This window comes from Kitasatospora sp. NPDC088160 (genome assembly GCF_044741445.1).
Lineage (GTDB): Bacteria > Actinomycetota > Actinomycetes > Streptomycetales > Streptomycetaceae > Kitasatospora.
In genome coordinates this window covers 17,995-33,471 of record NZ_JBIUSS010000020.1, presented here as the reverse complement: position 1 = coordinate 33,471, position 15,477 = coordinate 17,995, and the positions used below count along the sequence as shown (strand labels likewise).

Annotated in this window: 17 protein-coding genes and 1 pseudogene; 9 read left to right on the top strand and 9 right to left on the bottom strand. The window is 69.4% G+C overall.

Annotated elements, in window-relative coordinates; genetic code table 11:
- Positions 1-325: 325 nt before the first annotated feature.
- Both ACIOGZ_RS28450 and ACIOGZ_RS28445 read right to left on the bottom strand, forming a co-directional pair.
- Positions 326-667: a hypothetical protein gene (locus ACIOGZ_RS28450; RefSeq protein ID WP_400987934.1), complete on the bottom strand. Its 342-nt coding sequence runs from the start codon at positions 665-667 to the stop codon at positions 326-328.
- Positions 664-1,026: a hypothetical protein gene (locus tag ACIOGZ_RS28445; protein ID WP_400987932.1), complete on the bottom strand. Its 363-nt coding sequence runs from the start codon at positions 1,024-1,026 to the stop codon at positions 664-666. The genes ACIOGZ_RS28450 and ACIOGZ_RS28445 overlap by 4 nt, the downstream gene beginning before the upstream one ends.
- Before the next feature lie 482 nt (positions 1,027-1,508).
- Here ACIOGZ_RS28445 and ACIOGZ_RS28440 point away from each other — a divergent pair, with 482 nt between their 5' ends.
- Together ACIOGZ_RS28440 and ACIOGZ_RS28435 are read left to right on the top strand one after the other, a co-directional pair.
- The gene (locus ACIOGZ_RS28440) at positions 1,509-2,321 is read left to right on the top strand and encodes a hypothetical protein (protein WP_400987930.1); all 813 of its coding nucleotides are present in this window, start codon (positions 1,509-1,511) and stop codon (positions 2,319-2,321) included.
- Positions 2,322-2,385: 64 nt separating this feature from the next.
- The gene (locus ACIOGZ_RS28435; protein ID WP_400987928.1) at positions 2,386-3,165 is read left to right on the top strand and encodes a M48 family metallopeptidase; all 780 of its coding nucleotides are present in this window, start codon (positions 2,386-2,388) and stop codon (positions 3,163-3,165) included.
- Between the two features lie 854 nt (positions 3,166-4,019).
- Here the strand turns inward: ACIOGZ_RS28435 and ACIOGZ_RS28430 are convergent.
- Together ACIOGZ_RS28430 and ACIOGZ_RS28425 are read right to left on the bottom strand one after the other, a co-directional pair.
- Positions 4,020-4,418 (bottom strand): annotated as a pseudogene (locus ACIOGZ_RS28430) (transposase); the annotation flags it as partial.
- Between the two features lie 474 nt (positions 4,419-4,892).
- On the bottom strand, positions 4,893-5,561 hold the full coding sequence (locus ACIOGZ_RS28425) for a hypothetical protein (protein ID WP_400987927.1): 669 nt from the start codon (positions 5,559-5,561) through the stop codon (positions 4,893-4,895).
- Positions 5,562-5,807: 246 nt separating this feature from the next.
- On the opposite strand from ACIOGZ_RS28425, the gene ACIOGZ_RS28420 reads away from it, so the two are divergent.
- From ACIOGZ_RS28420 to ACIOGZ_RS28405, 4 genes are all read left to right on the top strand, one after another.
- Positions 5,808-6,389, top strand: coding sequence for a hypothetical protein (locus ACIOGZ_RS28420; protein ID WP_400987925.1), 582 nt, complete (start codon positions 5,808-5,810; stop codon positions 6,387-6,389).
- A 138-nt stretch (positions 6,390-6,527) separates the two neighbouring features.
- Positions 6,528-7,496: a hypothetical protein gene (locus tag ACIOGZ_RS28415; RefSeq protein WP_400987923.1), complete on the top strand. Its 969-nt coding sequence runs from the start codon at positions 6,528-6,530 to the stop codon at positions 7,494-7,496.
- Entirely contained in the window at positions 7,486-7,923 is a 438-nt protein-coding gene (locus ACIOGZ_RS28410; protein ID WP_400987921.1) for a DUF6283 family protein, read from the top strand. Before ACIOGZ_RS28415 ends, ACIOGZ_RS28410 begins: the two co-directional genes overlap by 11 nt.
- Positions 7,916-8,380: a hypothetical protein gene (locus tag ACIOGZ_RS28405; RefSeq protein ID WP_400987919.1), complete on the top strand. Its 465-nt coding sequence runs from the start codon at positions 7,916-7,918 to the stop codon at positions 8,378-8,380. Before ACIOGZ_RS28410 ends, ACIOGZ_RS28405 begins: the two co-directional genes overlap by 8 nt.
- 56 nt (positions 8,381-8,436) lie before the next feature.
- On the opposite strand, the gene ACIOGZ_RS28400 is transcribed toward ACIOGZ_RS28405, so the two are convergent.
- The 5 genes from ACIOGZ_RS28400 to ACIOGZ_RS28380 form a co-directional block, all read right to left on the bottom strand.
- A complete protein-coding gene (locus ACIOGZ_RS28400; protein ID WP_400987917.1) occupies positions 8,437-8,670 on the bottom strand; it encodes a hypothetical protein in 234 nt (77 codons plus the stop codon).
- Between the two features lie 1,344 nt (positions 8,671-10,014).
- Positions 10,015-10,371 (bottom strand): hypothetical protein, encoded by a 357-nt coding sequence (locus ACIOGZ_RS28395; RefSeq protein ID WP_363632964.1) that lies wholly within the window; start codon positions 10,369-10,371, stop codon positions 10,015-10,017.
- A gap of 457 nt (positions 10,372-10,828) precedes the next feature.
- Positions 10,829-11,269 (bottom strand): hypothetical protein, encoded by a 441-nt coding sequence (locus ACIOGZ_RS28390; RefSeq protein ID WP_363632963.1) that lies wholly within the window; start codon positions 11,267-11,269, stop codon positions 10,829-10,831.
- A 375-nt stretch (positions 11,270-11,644) separates the two neighbouring features.
- Complete coding sequence (locus tag ACIOGZ_RS28385) at positions 11,645-12,178, bottom strand: hypothetical protein (RefSeq protein WP_363632961.1); 534 nt, start codon at positions 12,176-12,178, stop codon at positions 11,645-11,647.
- 414 nt (positions 12,179-12,592) lie between these two features.
- Positions 12,593-12,763 carry a hypothetical protein gene (locus ACIOGZ_RS28380; protein ID WP_363632959.1) on the bottom strand — a complete coding sequence of 57 codons (171 nt, stop codon included), beginning with the start codon at positions 12,761-12,763 and terminating at the stop codon, positions 12,593-12,595.
- A gap of 338 nt (positions 12,764-13,101) precedes the next feature.
- Between ACIOGZ_RS28380 and ACIOGZ_RS28375 the strand changes: the two genes are divergently transcribed.
- The 3 genes from ACIOGZ_RS28375 (at position 13,102) to ACIOGZ_RS28365 (ending at position 15,388) form a co-directional block, all read left to right on the top strand.
- Positions 13,102-14,004, top strand: a complete 903-nt coding sequence (locus ACIOGZ_RS28375) for a CopG family transcriptional regulator (protein WP_363632957.1) — start codon at positions 13,102-13,104, stop codon at positions 14,002-14,004.
- A 141-nt stretch (positions 14,005-14,145) separates the two neighbouring features.
- Complete coding sequence (locus ACIOGZ_RS28370) at positions 14,146-14,760, top strand: hypothetical protein (protein WP_400987913.1); 615 nt, start codon at positions 14,146-14,148, stop codon at positions 14,758-14,760.
- Between the two features lie 106 nt (positions 14,761-14,866).
- Complete coding sequence (locus ACIOGZ_RS28365; RefSeq protein WP_400987911.1) at positions 14,867-15,388, top strand: hypothetical protein; 522 nt, start codon at positions 14,867-14,869, stop codon at positions 15,386-15,388.
- The last annotated feature ends 89 nt before the right edge of the window (positions 15,389-15,477 follow it).

Below are 15,477 nucleotides of genomic sequence, written 5' to 3'. Positions count from 1 at the left end.
ATGACCTGAGTTTATCTGCGACCGTGTCCGGCCTCTCGCTCCGCCAAGGCCCGTGCGGCCCTCCGGCGGTGTTGCGCCCGAACCGGCGCGCATGGGGCCGCGCCCTGCGGGGAGCGGATCTGCCCAGTCGCCGGCCGCGCCAGCTGGTCGCTCTCCAGGAGAAGGCCCGCCAGGACCCCAAACTGCAGGCTGGCGAGGTTCCCTGTGGGCTTGAAGCTCTCATCGGGTTGACGGCGGCGAGTTGACGCGCAGTCCCGAAGCCGTGCGGTCGAGAGCCACATTGTTACTCGCTGGTATCGGTGTGACCTGCGGAAATGCGCCACTTCTACTGGCGGGTAACGCCGATGTGCCCCTGGAGCCACCTACGCACCGCCGCCACACCATCCAGCTCCACCCGCTGCGGCGCGGAGCTGCTCAGGCCGACCGTCACGGTTGCACGCAGCACGCGCCCCGACCGCCTGCCAATCTCGATGTATCCGATCGGCGAGTCCATGCCGGCTTTGGCATCAAGGACGACGCGGTAGCTGTTCCCGAAGGCCGGCCGTACTTCGGGGTGCAACCCGGCCTCCTCGGCCATGGCGATGATCCGGCGGGTCACTTCGGTCGAGGGCAACACGTGATGCTCCTTCAAGAGGTGGTGGGAGAGGGTGAGCGGCGCGAGCTTCACGGGTTTCTGTCCTCCGTCCTGCCGCTCGGCCGGCCGACCCTGATTGCGGAGAGCGTGGCGAGCGCGAGCACCCGGCCGTCCCGCTCTCCGGCGGCGGTGACGTGGCGTGGCTGGCTCTCGGAGTAGGGCTCCAGCGTGATCCGGTGCGACCACTGACCCCGGTGGGTGCGGATGATGACGAGCGCGCCGTGCGGGCGAGCCGCGACGTCGAGGTGGCGGCGGATGGCCAGGCCCACAAGCCGGGTGGCGTGCAGCGTGGTGGCCGTGCCGACGATGCCACTGGCGTTCGGACGCTCGACGTAACCCCGGTAGACGGGCCGGCCGCGGAAGGCCGGCGGTCCGGATCGGGCGGTGGGCAACGGAGCCTCCCCAGTCGGTGGCGGATCGCCAGGTGCGGCCACGCGGTGCCGCCGCGAACCTGCACACACGGTCGTGTTTGTATGACCTAAATTTATCAACGAGAGGTGAATGGGTCATCCGGTCCACACGGCACATGCCCCGCTGTCGGCCTGACTGCGAGTGGCCGACCGGCGTCACCGTGGGCACGCCAACGTAAGCCGCCCCCGCTGCTCCCGCACGCCTCGGGCGCCCTGGGTGCCATCGAGTCTCGCGGCTGATTTTCAGGGGCGTGTGCTGCGGGGTGGACCCGAGGTCTTGGGGGTGGGGGGCGTGTCCGCACCCGCGCTCGGAGCCATGCGCCGAGCCCCGGCGGGCCTTCCGGCGGCCCTCGGAGGTGGTTTGGGGTCGGCACTGGCGGCGGGATGGTGCCGCGTGGAACGAGGGCCTGCGTGCTCGACAGTTGATAAACTTGCGTCATCTAAATTGATGCTGATGAGGAGCTATGATCGCCACCACAACAATCACGCTGCCCGGCCGCCTGCACACCTACCTGCTCGCGAACGCCGACGCCCTCACGAACCGCGAACTCGCGGACCTGGTGCGCGGCGCTGAGATCCGGCCCAAGGGAGTCGGTACGGCCGCGCACATCGACACCACGCCGGACGCCGTGCTGCGCCTGGCCGACGAACTGGACTGCCTGGCCGCAAGGATCGCCGCCGGCGGGCACCCGGCCATGCCGATCGACCGGCGCAGCCTGGGCCTCGTCGTGGCCAAGATGCGTCGCGCGGCCGGCGAGGCGGCCCCGCCGAAGCCGGACGGGCCCGGCCAACCCGCCCAGAAGCCGACGCCTGTAGAGGTCTACGACGAGGCGGTGCGCACGCTCGTGCGGGCCGCAGCCGACTACCTGCGGGCCAGGACCGGCCTGCCGCTGCCCGTCGTTCCGGACGAGACGGAGAAGCCGAAGGTCGTGACGCTGGCGGTGGAGACGCCCCATGGCTCGGGGACCGTCCGGATCGACCTGTCCGACCTGGTCCAGTGCTGCACTCTCACCCTTGATCGCGTCCCGATCGACCGTGCCGCCAGGGGGTACCGGGCGGCCTGGGGCGAGCCACACGACCACTTCGACGGCGGCGAGACGCTGGACGGCTTCCCGCCCGGCGAGACGTTCGAGTTCGACGACAAGCCCGACGGTGACCGCCGCACGTACGGGATTGTGCGGGTCGAGGTCCTCGACGCAGGCCTCGCGCGGCTGGAACTGCCGGACTACTCCCTCGGCGACGCTGCCCTCGTGCTGGCCTGCCTGACCTCGGACTGACCCAGCCACTCGCAGGAGGGGGCTGGACGCCAGCCCCCGTCTCATCGGAAAGGCGAGACCTTCAGTGACGCAAGACCCCTACACTGCCGCCCTGCAGACGCTTCCCGCCCTGGACGGCCACGCCTTCACGGTACGGGTCAGCGACCGCCGCAAACGCATCGGCCTGCACGCGCCGCCCGGAAAGCCCCTCGACATCGCGGTGCCCGCCGACATCCCCGTTCAGGAGGTCGTCCAGATGGTCACGGCCAACCGGGGCTGGATAGTCCGGGCGATGAAAACGGCGCAGACGATGCACCAGCCCAAGCAGCTCATCCCCAGTACGAGCTTCGACTTCCTCGGCGTCTCCCACCGGCTGCGGATCACCAACACCCGCCGCTCCCGACCCGTCACGAACGAGCGGGACCACGCCGGTCAGCACTGGATCACGGCCGACCGAACCGCCCTGGCGCAGCGCGGCGCGAAACCGATCATCGACCTCTACTGCAGGGAGGGCGTGCGCTGGACCGCGCAGGTCGCCCCGCTTTGGGCACGGCGCCTTGGCCTGCACACCATGCCGACGATCCGGGTCCGGGACATCGGCGCGCGTCGCTGGGGCGTCTACCGCGGCCACAGCCACACCGTCGACCTGCACTGGACCCTGTTCCAGCTGGACACCTCGTACGCGGAGTACGTCCTGGTCCACGAACTGGTCCACGCCACCCGCCCGCCCGGCCAACCGCACGGCCCGCACTTCCAGTCCAGGCTGCGCCACGCCATGCCGTTGTGGCCGCAGACGAAGAAGGCGTTGGAGGCGACCGCCCTCACGATGTGGCGCGGTGAGACCGAGCCGCACCCGACGACTTGATCAAGCTATGCCTGGAACAGCACGCGGACGAGCTGTGAGAAGCTGTTTGCGATCCCGTGCCGGGACTCGACAGATAGTTGGCCAAACGGGATAGGAGAGTTGGCCAGGCCATCGCCTCGGTGACCGAGGGGCGGCAGATGGTTCGCTCGGGTGTAGCTGGTGATCCAGACGTCATACTGCTTGGTGGGCTTCGCCGCGTACTCGAGCGGGGCTCAATCGGTGCTACAGGAGGTTGTGATGATGCCTGCTGCGGGGCTTGCTACGTTTGCGTGGTGTTTCGACCACGGAAGGCTCCATTGCTTCCCCGCCTCTGAGGAGCCTTGGTGCACTGCTGCGTGGGCTGCCGTATCTGGTGCCAGCGCCGACGAGGCCCTGACCGAGAAGCACCGGCGTTTCGGTGACGCCGTGTTCCTGGACCAACTCCCTCCCGAGCAGCAGCTTGCGCTGATCGACTCCAGTCGAGACATCAACTGATCAGGGGGTCTCTGTTGGACAGCAATGGAGTTCTGGAGCGCGCCGCCGAGTCGCTGCGTCAGGGAAACCCGCGGGTGGACATCGCCGTCTGATGGGCGTTGGCAGGGCTGCTGGAGGATGCCTTGCAAGGAGATGCTGAGGGTGTTCTCAATCCGTATGCAGAGGCCGTGGCCAGGGCCTTGCCGGGTGAACAGCCGTGACACAGGTCTGGGCACTCAGTACGGCGGGTCGGGGCCGGCCTGGTGGAGCTCGCGGGCGACTTGTGGTGATCTTCCGACGGGAGGCGGGAGACGGGAGACGGGAGCGGGCGGCGGCACGTAGTCTGGGCAGCGTGCTCAGGTTCGCCGCGGACGGCCCACCGCCCTCGAAGGTCAGGACTGCCGGGCCAGGCGCCGGGTCATCACGGTGACGGCGGCCCAAGTGATGAGGGCTTCGCTGTGCTGGGGCAGGCGTTCGTAGTCTCTGGCGTGTCGGCGGGCGTGCATGATCCAGGCGAAGCTCCTCTCGACCACCCAGCGGCGGGGCAGGACCACGAAGCCGCTGGTGTTGGGCGGTCGGCGGACCGTCTTGATGGTCAGGTTCAGGAACTTCTTCGCCCACTTCACCAGCTCTCCGGCATAGGCCGAGTCGGCCCAGACGATGGTGAGTTCGGGGTGCATCAGCCGAAGTCGGAACAGGACTTCCTTGGCGGCGTCGCGGTCACTCAAGCTGGCCGGGGTGACCATGACCAGCAGTGGAAGGCCCCGGGTGTCGACCACGATGTGGCGCTTGCGGCCGTTATCTTGAGCCATCGCGATGGGGAAGAGGCTGACCAGGGACAATGCGATGTGGACGGTGTCCTCGACGCGGAGGGTTGGAGACCTTTCCGGCTGCGGGAATTGTGTCGCCCGGCGTGTCGCTCGCTCTGGACGGTCAGCCGGACGATGTTTCGACTGTCACTCCGGCGGAATGGTGCCGGAGCCTGGTGGCTACGAGTTCCATCTCGACGAACGTGCCCACGAGGCCGTTCGTCTTCAACTCGTCCGCCAGGGACCGTGCCTGTGCCAGTGATAGGCCGTGCACCTCTCGAAGAGCGCGAAGGACGGGCACCGCGCTCGCCTCGGGCTCTGTCAGCCGGAGGTGCTGCACGGTGCCACCGGCGGCCCCGACCCGATTCCCCCGTGCGGATCCCAGTGGGGCCCGCACGGGGACCGCAGACGGCAGCAGCAGCCGTCCCCCTGGGGCGGTACGGCGCCGATCGACCTCGGACGCCGTCAGCCCTGCGGCGCCGCCTCGAACTGGCCGCGGCCGGGACGCTGCGCCTGGCCCCGGCTGACGAGGCGCCCGAGCGTCGCCGTGACGTTGGTGAGGTTGTTGCTGGTGTCCTCCAGGCCCGCGGCCTCGAGGACTTCCTTCGCTCGAAGTGGCGCGCTGGCCTTGGCCAGGACGTCCTGGATGATGTCCGAGAGGTTGCCGGAGCGGCCGGCCGGAGCCGCCTTGCCGGAGGCCTTCGACGTCGGGGCCTTCTTCGAGGTCCGCTTGCGGGGCGCAGCAGCAGTGACCGGCTCCTCGGCGGCCGGGGTCGCCGCAGCAGCCTTGCGGCCCTTACGCGGCGTCTCCGTGCCCGGCTGCTTCGCGGCAGCGGCCGTCCGGCGGGTACGGGTCGCCTTCTTCTTCGCGACCGGCGCCTCACCGGCCGGAAGCGGTTCCTGCTCCTCGACCACGGGAACGGGCTCGGCGGCCGCCACGGTGTCCGCCTCCAGAAGCGCTGGAGTGAGCGACTGCAGGCTGCTGAGGGCGGTGCGTACCGAGGCGAGGTCCTCGGTGACCTTGGCCAACTTGCTTTCCAGGGCGGCTTGTTCTTCTTCGAGCTGGGGAAGTCGTGCCTGCAGCAGGGTGATGGTGGTCTCGACGGCGGTATTCGTGCCGGAGGTGGTTGCCAAGGCTGGTGCCCTCATTCCTTTGTGGTGAAGCGACCGCGTTTCGCGTGGTCGCTGTAACGACTGTACGGCCCAGGCCTTCACCGGTCCCCGGGGATCTCCCCAGCTGAGGACCTGTCTGGGCCTGCTTCTGGCGGTGCATTGCCTTGTGGCGCGGGGGCCTCATTCTGCCCAAGTTGATAAACTCAGGTCATCCAAATGAGTGATTCGGCTTCGCTCTTGAAGTCGCCCGCGACAAGGAGCACCCCCGTGAGCACCACCCGCCTGCCCTACCGCCTCGGCGACCCGGACATCGAGTGCCACTACCCGGTCATCGTGTGGCCCGACAAGACCGACCTGGTCCTCGGGCGCATCTTCCGCTTCCACCGCCCCTGGTGCGGCGTCCCCAACGGGAAGAAGGAGCACTGCGTCGGCCGCCCCCACAAGGGCCAGCCCGGTACCGAGAGGGCCGCCGACTACGTGATCACGGAGTACCTCGAAGGGAACATCACCCCCATCCCCCTGGCCGACCTCGTTCCCCGGGTCTTCGAGCCACTCGAGGAGGTTCCCCTCCTCCACCCCCGTCTGCCCGTCAACGACCGCAACATCGGTAGCGCCAAACGGGCGTTCGCCATCATCGCCGACCAGTTCTGGCGCGCCCGCAGCGGCTTTCCCGGCTCCGACAACCACTGGTGGCTGGAGTGCATACTCCCCGGGTGCCCCGGATGGTCCGGGCCGCGCTACCTGTCGCACATCCGGGGCCGCAACGGCGAACCGCCCAGCACCTACCGCCACCCCGGCTGCCTGCCTCCGAACGAGGTACGCAAGTTGATCGCGGCCTACCAGAATTAGCCCCTACGGCGCCCGTCGGGCCCGGACCAGAGCCGGGCCCGGCCACCCCGACCGTCGCGCACACCGACACCAAGGTCCGGAAACTGACCGGACCGGAGAACCCGGACGTCGTCCGTCACAAGCCGACAAGGAACCCCCTTGACACCGATCATCCGCCCCACCGTTCAACACCCCCTGCCCGCCCAGACGCGCGTCTTCCACGTCGCGCAGTACTGGGCCCCACACGTGCCCGGCGGCACCGGCGTCATCACCCAGACACAGCAGGGCGCCGCCGACACCACCGAGTACCACGTGCTCCAGCCCACGGACTTCTCCCGCCGACCCGGCCCGGACAACCCCTTCGGGCGCACCAGCCAGTGGAACTCCCTGCGCACCGTGCCGGTCTACCCGCAGCTGCCCCGCGCACAGCTCCTGGAGCAGCTCGACGCCAGCTACGACACACTCGCCGTCACCGGCCTCACCCCCGACCACCGGGTCGCGATGTGCGCCTACCTCACCGCCCGCCACCCCGACGCCGTAGCTGGTGTCTGGTCCAAGTTCGACGCCGACGAACACTACGACCGCTGGTACTACCACGACCCCGCGTTCCTCGTCGCCGGTTATCAGGCGGCCCGACTGAATCAAGCGCGGGGATGGCGCCGCGGCGTGATAGACACGACCCCGCCGCCGATGACCGCCGCCGACCACGACGCCGTCGCCCTGCGACGCCAGGCCCAAGCTGCCGTACTGACCGCCCTCGCCGCCCGCCTGACCGACGACCCCGCGCTGCAACAGACGCTCGCGGCCGCCGGCACCCACCACCTCATCTCCGGCCCGATCACCGCAGACACCATGCGCGCCGCCGCCCGGGCTGCAGCAGACGAAGCCCTCGCGCACAGGGCGACCGCCGAATGCCGCCGCCGCTCCGCGGAACGCGCCCCTTGCGATTGCGGCCACCGGGACAACCAGCATGCCTTCCACCTCACCGCTGCCGGCACCATCCCGTGCCGGTCCTGTGCCTGCTGGGACTACCGCCCGCTGAAGCGGCCCGCCTCTACACTCGGCGCGATCCTCCCCGAAGCATCCGTTGCCCCCTCACAGGAAGAACGTGATCACGATGACGTCTGAGATTCGGCCACCGGCGCCGAAGGCCTGCGACACCTGCCCCTACCGGCGCGATGTCCCCTCGGGGGTCTGGGCGGCAACGGAGTACGACAAGCTGGAGCAGTACGACCGGCCGATGGTTGAGCAGCCCAGGACGGTGTGGCAGTGCCACCAGATCGACCGGGACAGCGACAAGCGCCGCATGTGCGCCGGCTGGATCGGCTGCCACGGCGGGGCAGAACTCCTCGCGCTGCAGATCGCGCTTCTCGGCGGTCGGATCGACAGCGCCACCTTCGCCGAAGCGGTCGACTACACCTCCCAGGTGCCGCTCTTCGGCTCCGGCGCCGAAGCGGCCGCGCACGGCCGGGCCGACATCGACGTTCCCGGCGACGATGCCCGGCGCGCGATAGCAAAGATCGTCAAGGTGCGGGGTGACGTCAACTTTGGATGAGAGTCGACAGCGCGCTGCCGTGCCGCTGAGGGCGGGAACAGCCGTCAGGGTCGGCGACCTGGTCATGCAGAACTTCCCCGAGCAGGAATTCCACGCCACCGTCCACCGGGTCTACAGCCGCGGCGGTCGGTGGGTGGCTGACCTGACGTGGCACTACCCCGCCACCGACAACTATGTGGAGGGCTACGACTTGTTTTTACTGGTCAGGGTGACTCGCGAGCAGCTGGACGCGGTGACCAAGCCGATCCGGGTCAGCGCGGGGGAGCACCAGGGCTGGATCAAGGAAGCCGTCGTGACCCGCTGGGCCGGGTACTTCCGAGTCACCTGTTCCTGCAAGGACGGACTCGAGGTCTGCCGGACGGGCCGCCAGGCCGGATGGTGCCGCACCCTGGAGGGCGCCCGGGCGCTCTGGGCCTGGCATGTGGCGGGGGAGGTCGGCGAGGTGCCGCCCGCGTAGTTGCGGGGCCGTGCTGGTCCCGGAGGGGGAGGGTCTCTAGGTGGTCTGCTTGTGCTCTATGTTCCTTCGCCGTCATGCGGCGGCAGAGGGATGCTGTAGGCGGCGTCAAGCCTGTCGATGATCTTCCGGAGTTCGCGGGCGGCCCGTGGTGACATTGCGTGCATCACCGTGTCGAGGAGGGCGCGAGCCTCCAAGGGGTTGCCGCAGCAGTACCAGTGCACGTTGCCCAGCTCGTAGTCGGGCCAGTGCTGCCGCTTGGAGCGGCGAACGTGGTCCCGCCACAGGCGCACAGCGACGGTGACATCCCCTAGTTGCAGGTAGTTCCGGGTGCGTTCGAGACGGGCTACCTCGGAGAGTGCCCGCGAGGAGACACCGTCGATCGCGGGTCTCGAAGCCTGTGCCCGGTGTGGGGGGAGGCTGGTCCGGACGTCCGTCGGCCGTCTACGCGGCATGGACCTTTCGGTTCGTCATCACGCGGTCCATGGTGTCACGATCACGCGCGCTTTTCGAACGAGTTCACTCATCCGGGTGTTCTGTGTCACCGAGTCGTCCCTGACGCGGTCGTTCTGACCTGCGACGAGGAATCTTGAGTGGCGAAGCGACCGTGACTCACGGGCGTCAGCGTTCGGAGGTGCGGAGAGGTCTCGCCAGTGGATCTTGCTGGATCGTGAGGATGCTTGGCGAGTATTGCCGCGGCGAGTTCGATGGTGTCGGGGTAGATCGCGGCGTGTGTGTAGGCATCGAGGTCGGTCGGGACGCCGCGTTGGTGATTGTGGGTCTGCAGTGCGAGGAGCCGGTATCTCCAGTGGTGCGGGACGGCGGCTGGGGAGGCCGGCCAGGGCGCGACGGCGGTGGCCGCGGTTTGGTGGGCGAGGGTGAGTTGCTGGGGTGTGAAGCGTCGTAGGAGGCGGTTCGCCCGGTGTTGGGCGGTGGTGATCTCGGGACATAGGGAGAGGCCGAGGTGGTGTTCTCCGAGATCGCTGAGCCAGATCCCGTGTTGTGTGCAGACCTTGTGGTGAATCGGGAGGTGGACGGGGACGGGCTCGCGGATACCGAGGCGGGCAGTACACCGGTGGCAGGCGGTCGTGGCCCGGACGGGGCCTTCGTCGGCGCCGAAGGCGGGGAGCGCGTGAGCCAGGCCGGCGGGAGTTGTGCTGGTGAGGTGAGCGAGTTCGTGCAGGGCCTGGGTGGCTGCGGAGACGAGCATGTGGTGCTGGGCTCGGTCGTCGATGTTGTTGGTCTTCGTGGAGAACCAGGTGGGCAGTCTGGGCGGCCAAGACACTGCAGGGCGCGTTCGGGGCCGAGGCCGCGCTGACGGGCCGCCAGGGCGAGATGAACGCGGCGCTGGTCCGGGTGACCGCCCAGGCCGCTGCGATGCTGCCCACCAAGGCGGAGGCCGGACGGGCCTCCGCCGCGGGCGGGGTGCTGGCCGCCCTCCGCCACACCGAGGAGTACTGGCCGATGCTGCGCGAGCAGCGGTGGCAGCGGATCCTCCTTCTCCGCGACGTCGGCCGCGAGGAGCGTGCTGATCTGGGTGACCGGGCTCTGGCCGATCACGGTGCGGACGTAGCCGACGGTCATCGGTCCGGCAGCGCGTTCGACCACCGGGGAGTCGAGCCGGCGGTTGTTTCGGGTCATCGGGTTCCCGTCGCGGTGGTGTGGTGGTGGCGTTCGGCCTCGATCCAGAGGGTGAGCGGGTCGTTGGAGGCGATCTTGTCGTCCCAGTAGCCAGGGGCGGCGCGGTCGCGGACCTCTTGGACGAAGCCCCGGTAGTCGCCGGTGCGGCCGGTGAACGGCAGGGCCCGCAGCGCGGGTGTCAGGAAGAGGCCGGCCAGAGCAACGACCTCGGGATAGCCGCAGGCCGCGACGGTGAGGCTCTGGCCGTGCCCGGCCCAGGCCGGGCCGCGCAGGACGGCCCGGCGGCGGTCCAGGGCCTGGGTGAAGCGCCGGTTGTCCCACCAGGTGCCGCAAATCCGCAGCGCGTCGTCCATCGCCCGGGCGACGTCCCGCCAGCCGTGCCGGCGGATCAGCCGGTAGTGAGGGCGCTGGGCCTGGAGAACCTCCGGCAGAGCCGTGACAGCGAACTGCTGTCCGTGAGCTCCGGTCCAGCGGCCGTGCCGTAGGCAGAGGGCGGTGCCGGGCGGAGTCCAGTGCCGGGCATGGCGGACCCGCTTGATCGCCAGGCAGAGCGCGCAAACCAGGAGGGGCGCTGGACTTCATCGGCATGCGCATCATCTCCGCGGGCATCCGGCACCTGGCGGATCGTCACGACCGCGGCCACTGATACCGCGCCCCGCTCACCGCGATGGCCGTGCGCGTCCGCCGGTTCGAGGATGTGGCCTCCGTTGTCAAGGACGCCGCCGCAACGGGCCGCCACACGGGGGCTCCATGCGGCCAGCGTCCCTACCGGCGTGGTGAGGGCGCCAGCCGTCGCCGGGTTCTGGCGGCTCAGACCAGCCGGGCCGCGGCCTGGGCCAGCGCCGCGGTCGCGAGCACCGCGAACGGCCGCCCCGGTTCCATGTGTCGCTTCACGGTGCAGGGGGACACGCCTGCCCGGACCGCCGCCGAATGCGGCGTCAGACCCTCGCGCAACCCGGCCAGCACCTGCTCCTGGCGGTCGTCGCCGAACCGCTTGTCCTGGCGGTGCAGGGGCACCTGCGGCCGGCGCGGTACGTCGATCAGCTCCACCGGGTCTTCCGGCCCCAGCCCATTGATCGCGCGGTGAACTGCCTCGTCGATCCGTCCGAGTTCGTGAACCATCTGCCAGGACAGCCCGGTCCGTCGTGCCGCCGCCACGGCGTCCAATCCTTGCTCCAGCAACTCGGCGACCCTCCGACGGACCTCTGGCGACACCCCGTCGGAGCGGCGCGGCCTGTACTGCGCGGTCATCTCCGAGTGCGCCCGCCGACACCCAGGATCACGTCGACCGCGCCGGTACTCGTCCGCACTGCACACGTGATCAACAGCCACTCGAACCCCAATCAACCCAGCTCAACACAGGCCAACACAGGTCAACCCCGCGTACGCGGGGAAAGGAAGCCCTCGGCCCAGAAGAAGGGGAGGAATCCCCGCACGGGCGGGGAATGGCAGATGACCAGAGGCCATCGGCAGCGGTCGGGAACCGACTGCGCACCCCGCGAGAGCAGGGAAGGTCGGCGAGCCCAGCCAGGTCGACCGCTCCGCAGTCTAGCCTGGCCGCCTCCACCGGGTGGTCAGGATGCTGATTGTGGCCGCCGGTACCCCCCGATCCACCCGAGGTGAGAGCTACGCGGGCGGCGAGCAGCCCAGCTCAAGGGGACGGCCGACGTCGATCAGACCGTAGGACGGTACGCCGGCTGTGAAGATCCGGTTGGCGTCGCGGGTGACCTGGACCTCGGTGTCCAGCACACCGCGAAAGCACGTCCGGGTAAGAGTTCGGCCCTGGAACGCGAGGACGAACTCGGTGCTCATGGGCACCCCCAGGTACGCGTGGGCGCGCCCACCAGGCCACGTGGGGTCCAGAACAGCGCCATCGCTGGCCACGCACCACGCATGCGGCCGTGCCATGCCGTCAGGGCCCAGCGCGTACCCCTCGACGTAGACACCTCCGGTGATTCGGGCGACGCGCAGCGAGTTGCGGTGGCACTGCCCGGGCCGGCCGCGGCGGGGCGCGCCCCGCCGCGGCCATGGCCTGGCGGTCAGCAACCGGCCCTGGTCGAGTACGACGTGCTCGGCCGAGCGGGTGCTTCGGGTCGCGGCCATGGCCTCAACCGCGTTGATGAGGGCGCGTTCGTCATCGGGCAGGAGAACAGTGTGCACGAATCGAGTGTCCGGCCGCCGTGCGTGAGCGGCGAGTTTACGCACGAGGCGCTCGTCTCAGAGGGGGGTCTCCCCGACCGGGGTGACCCCGACCTATCTGTCTGAGCGAGAAGAGCCCAGCCCCCTTCCGGGTACTCGACCGCGTTTGGGTCGGGTGCGTATACGGGCAGCACGAGCACTGTCCGATCGCCGGGTTGTGCGCTGGCACGGCGACGCCCTTTGCCTGGGATCTCGGCGTGCCAATGGAAGGCTACGTCGACGGCTGGATTCCCGACGGCCCCATCACTCTCGAAGCATGAGCGCACCCCCGGAGCGGCCACCGAACTCCGGCTCCGTCGAAGCCGCCTCGCCTTCACCGCGTGCCGGACCGGCATCACGCGGTACCGCCTCCGGGGTGCCCGCTCGCCTGGCCGGTCAGGCATGGGGCGGCCGGATTCCGGGGGCCGTCAGCCACACGTGCGCGTCCGCCTGCGGCTGCGTGAGCTGCGAGAAGGTGGCCTGGATGCCGGTGGCGAACAGCCGGTCCGTCAGTCCGCGCAGTTCGTTCCGCTCGCCGCGGTCCAGGCCGGAGTAGTAGTCAGGCATGGCAGTGCCCTTTCGGTGTCGAGTGCACCGGCCGCGGATGCGGCCAGCGGATCTCACCAGGGCTGATGACGACCGGCATCGTACTGTCCGGCCCCGGGGCGGGTGTTCACTTTCGCAGGCCGGAGCGGGCACCGGGGCCCGGCGGGTTGGACGTGGCCGCGTGGACCTCCAGGGACTCGGATCGGCAATCACCCATCTCGACCGGTCAGTTGAGACTCCGTCGTTGAACGCCAGGTTTTCACCCGTGAAAACCTAAACCTCAAGTTTTCACGGGTGAAAACCTGTTAGGTTGGTGCTGTGTGGGAGCCCCCGCGCAGACCCCTCTCAGAGGAGCGGCGATGGCCCGCGTCGACGTGCACGACTACTACGACCCCACGGTCGACGAGCCGGCGGTGGTGAGCCGGTTCGATCCCGGCGCCGCTGAGAAGTTCCCCGAGAACACCCGGTGGGACAAGCGGTTGAACCGGCAGGTGGGTGTGAACGCCGGAGGAGTGGACGGCTACCACCAGGCGCTCTACCGGACGGCGGGCGGTAAGTGGGTGCTCCAGCGTTGGCGAGAGGGCGCGGAGAACCAGGCGCGCTACCAGTTCCTCGACGACAGCGCGGCCCGGACCTGGCTGCGCCACAACGAGGAGGAGGACGCCGTCCGCCAGTTCTTCGGCGAGCGGGACAAGGGCGGACGCCCCAAGATCGGAGAGAAGAAGCGGCCCACCGACGTCAAACTGCCGGAGTCCCTCCTGGACGCGGTCGACGAGCAGGCGGCCGAGGCGGGCGTGACCCGCGCCGAGATGCTGCGGCGGCTCATCCGGACCGGACACCAGGTCGGTTCGTATCGCGCCCTGGGCCGACCTGACGACCTGTGGCGTTTCCTCCGCGAGGCCGACGACTGGCTGCGGGAGAACAGGGAGGGCGCCCAGGACGCCGGTTATTCCGTCGACGAACGGGTCTTCAACGGTACTGCCTACTACGAGTACGTCACTGTGATGAGCACCGCCCTGAATGCGGCGCGCGAGGCCTTCGCCGCCGAGATGCGCCAGGCCCGGGAGGTCTACGCCCGAGCCGAGGCTGCCGAGCCCGAGGACTCCAAGGCCAAGGCCTTGGCCACAGCGTGGGGCCGGACGATGGGACTCGACACCGCGGACGAGATCCTGCAAGGACTTCAGGCCATGCTGCCGATGGGCGCCTACCACGTGATGGCCCGCGCCGACATGGACGACCCGACCGCGGACCTGGACGCGTAGCGGGGCAGCTGTCCAGGGCGTCCTGCCAATGCCGTGTGTCGGTAGGGCGTGCCACTCTCCCAGACACCCGGGCCACCGGGAATTCTCCCCGACCGGACCACGCCCGTGCTTCGGGCTCTAGCAGCAAAGGGGCTTTGCATCATGACTGTCGACCCGTCGCACGCTGCCGACGTCGCCGCCGCGATCGCCGACATCGATACCGTTTGCCGGCAGTTCGCCGACCGGCTGGACGAGCTCCGTGTCGCCGACACCGTCCCGGCGGCCCTGGTGATTCCCGCGGCTCAGTTCGCCCGGCTGCCCTCCGAGGTTCCCGACCAGGCTGGCAACTGGGCATTCCCCAGCGGCGGCGCCTGCCGCCCCCTGACCCCCGAGGAGGTGGGCGCCGCCGTAGACCGCGCCCAGCAGCAGCTCCGCGGCATCGCCGCTCTGCTGCCCCACTGGCAGATCGAGACCGAGGTGGACATCAGGGCCGGTAAGAGCCGCGGAGATACGGACACGCCGAAAAAGGCCCTCGCCCGTGTCGATGCCCGGATGGACCAGATCCGAGACGGCGTCAGCATCCTGCGCACCCCGTTCCCCGGGCTCAACCTGCCCGTCGGTGACGACGTCTACGTTGACGTCGGGTGGGCTGACGACTACTACGACGACCGCTCCCCGGCCGTCATGCATCTGGGAGCCGCTCTCATGGCGTTGGCGATGGGGAACCCGCGCGGAGCGATGGCGGAGGTCAGGAAGGCCCGGATGCGCCTCGCCTAGGTGGCCATCCCCGAACCACAAACGCGGAAGGCTGCACGAGGCCCGGCAGGGCGTCCCAGACTTCCCGGTGCAAGACACACCCAGACGAACCGAGGAGTATCTGACTATGGGACGCGAGAAGTCCGGCAAGCCCCTCAAGGTCCACCGCATCACCGAGCCCGCGGCCGGACCCGGCGCCTCGCCCCAGCCCTTTGTAGTCGGGCTGGAGGCGCAGGCCGCGCGGATTCCCGGAGCCGGCGCGGCGATCATCATGATCCAGCCCACCACTGTCGCCCACACCGCACTGGACGGCACCCTGTTGAGCGCCGACGTCAACGAGTTCGTCGTACGCGCCTACGGCGCCCGCCGGCTGACCCTGCCGATCACCCCCGACCCGGTCGATCACCGATGGCGCGCGAGCCTGAAGCTGACGGCCGACGGCCGCAACGAGTTGCTGATCGGAGCCGAGAACACCACGGTGTATGACGGCACGATGCCGGTCCCCGCAGGCTGGACGGAGCTGGTCGCCGCCGCCGGGGCTACCGTGCTCCTGATCACCGGCCCCATCAAGACGCTGAACGACTTCGATGCTGTCCTACGCGCTGGTCGCGCCAGCCAGGTCACGATCCCGCTGACCATCACACGCTGAACGAGGTTCCCGGTCTCGACGCCACGCTCGCCGCCCACGACCAGGCCGTCGAGTAGCCGGCCCCGGCACGTGCACCGCGCCACGAACGT

What these genes read in the sequence shown, in the direction of transcription:
- ACIOGZ_RS28370 (WP_400987913.1), top strand. Translation starts at nt 14,146, where the DNA reads ATGACTGTCGACCCGTCGCACGCTGCCGACGTCGCCGCCGCGATCGCC.
- ACIOGZ_RS28410 (WP_400987921.1), top strand. Translation starts at nt 7,486, where the DNA reads ATGACGTCTGAGATTCGGCCACCGGCGCCGAAGGCCTGCGACACCTGC.
- ACIOGZ_RS28365 (WP_400987911.1), top strand. Translation starts at nt 14,867, where the DNA reads ATGGGACGCGAGAAGTCCGGCAAGCCCCTCAAGGTCCACCGCATCACC.
- ACIOGZ_RS28375 (WP_363632957.1), top strand. Translation starts at nt 13,102, where the DNA reads ATGGCCCGCGTCGACGTGCACGACTACTACGACCCCACGGTCGACGAG.
- ACIOGZ_RS28440 (WP_400987930.1), top strand. Translation starts at nt 1,509, where the DNA reads ATGATCGCCACCACAACAATCACGCTGCCCGGCCGCCTGCACACCTAC.
- ACIOGZ_RS28380 (WP_363632959.1), bottom strand. Translation starts at nt 12,763, where the DNA reads ATGCCTGACTACTACTCCGGCCTGGACCGCGGCGAGCGGAACGAACTG.
- ACIOGZ_RS28395 (WP_363632964.1), bottom strand. Translation starts at nt 10,371, where the DNA reads ATGGACGACGCGCTGCGGATTTGCGGCACCTGGTGGGACAACCGGCGC.
- ACIOGZ_RS28390 (WP_363632963.1), bottom strand. Translation starts at nt 11,269, where the DNA reads ATGACCGCGCAGTACAGGCCGCGCCGCTCCGACGGGGTGTCGCCAGAG.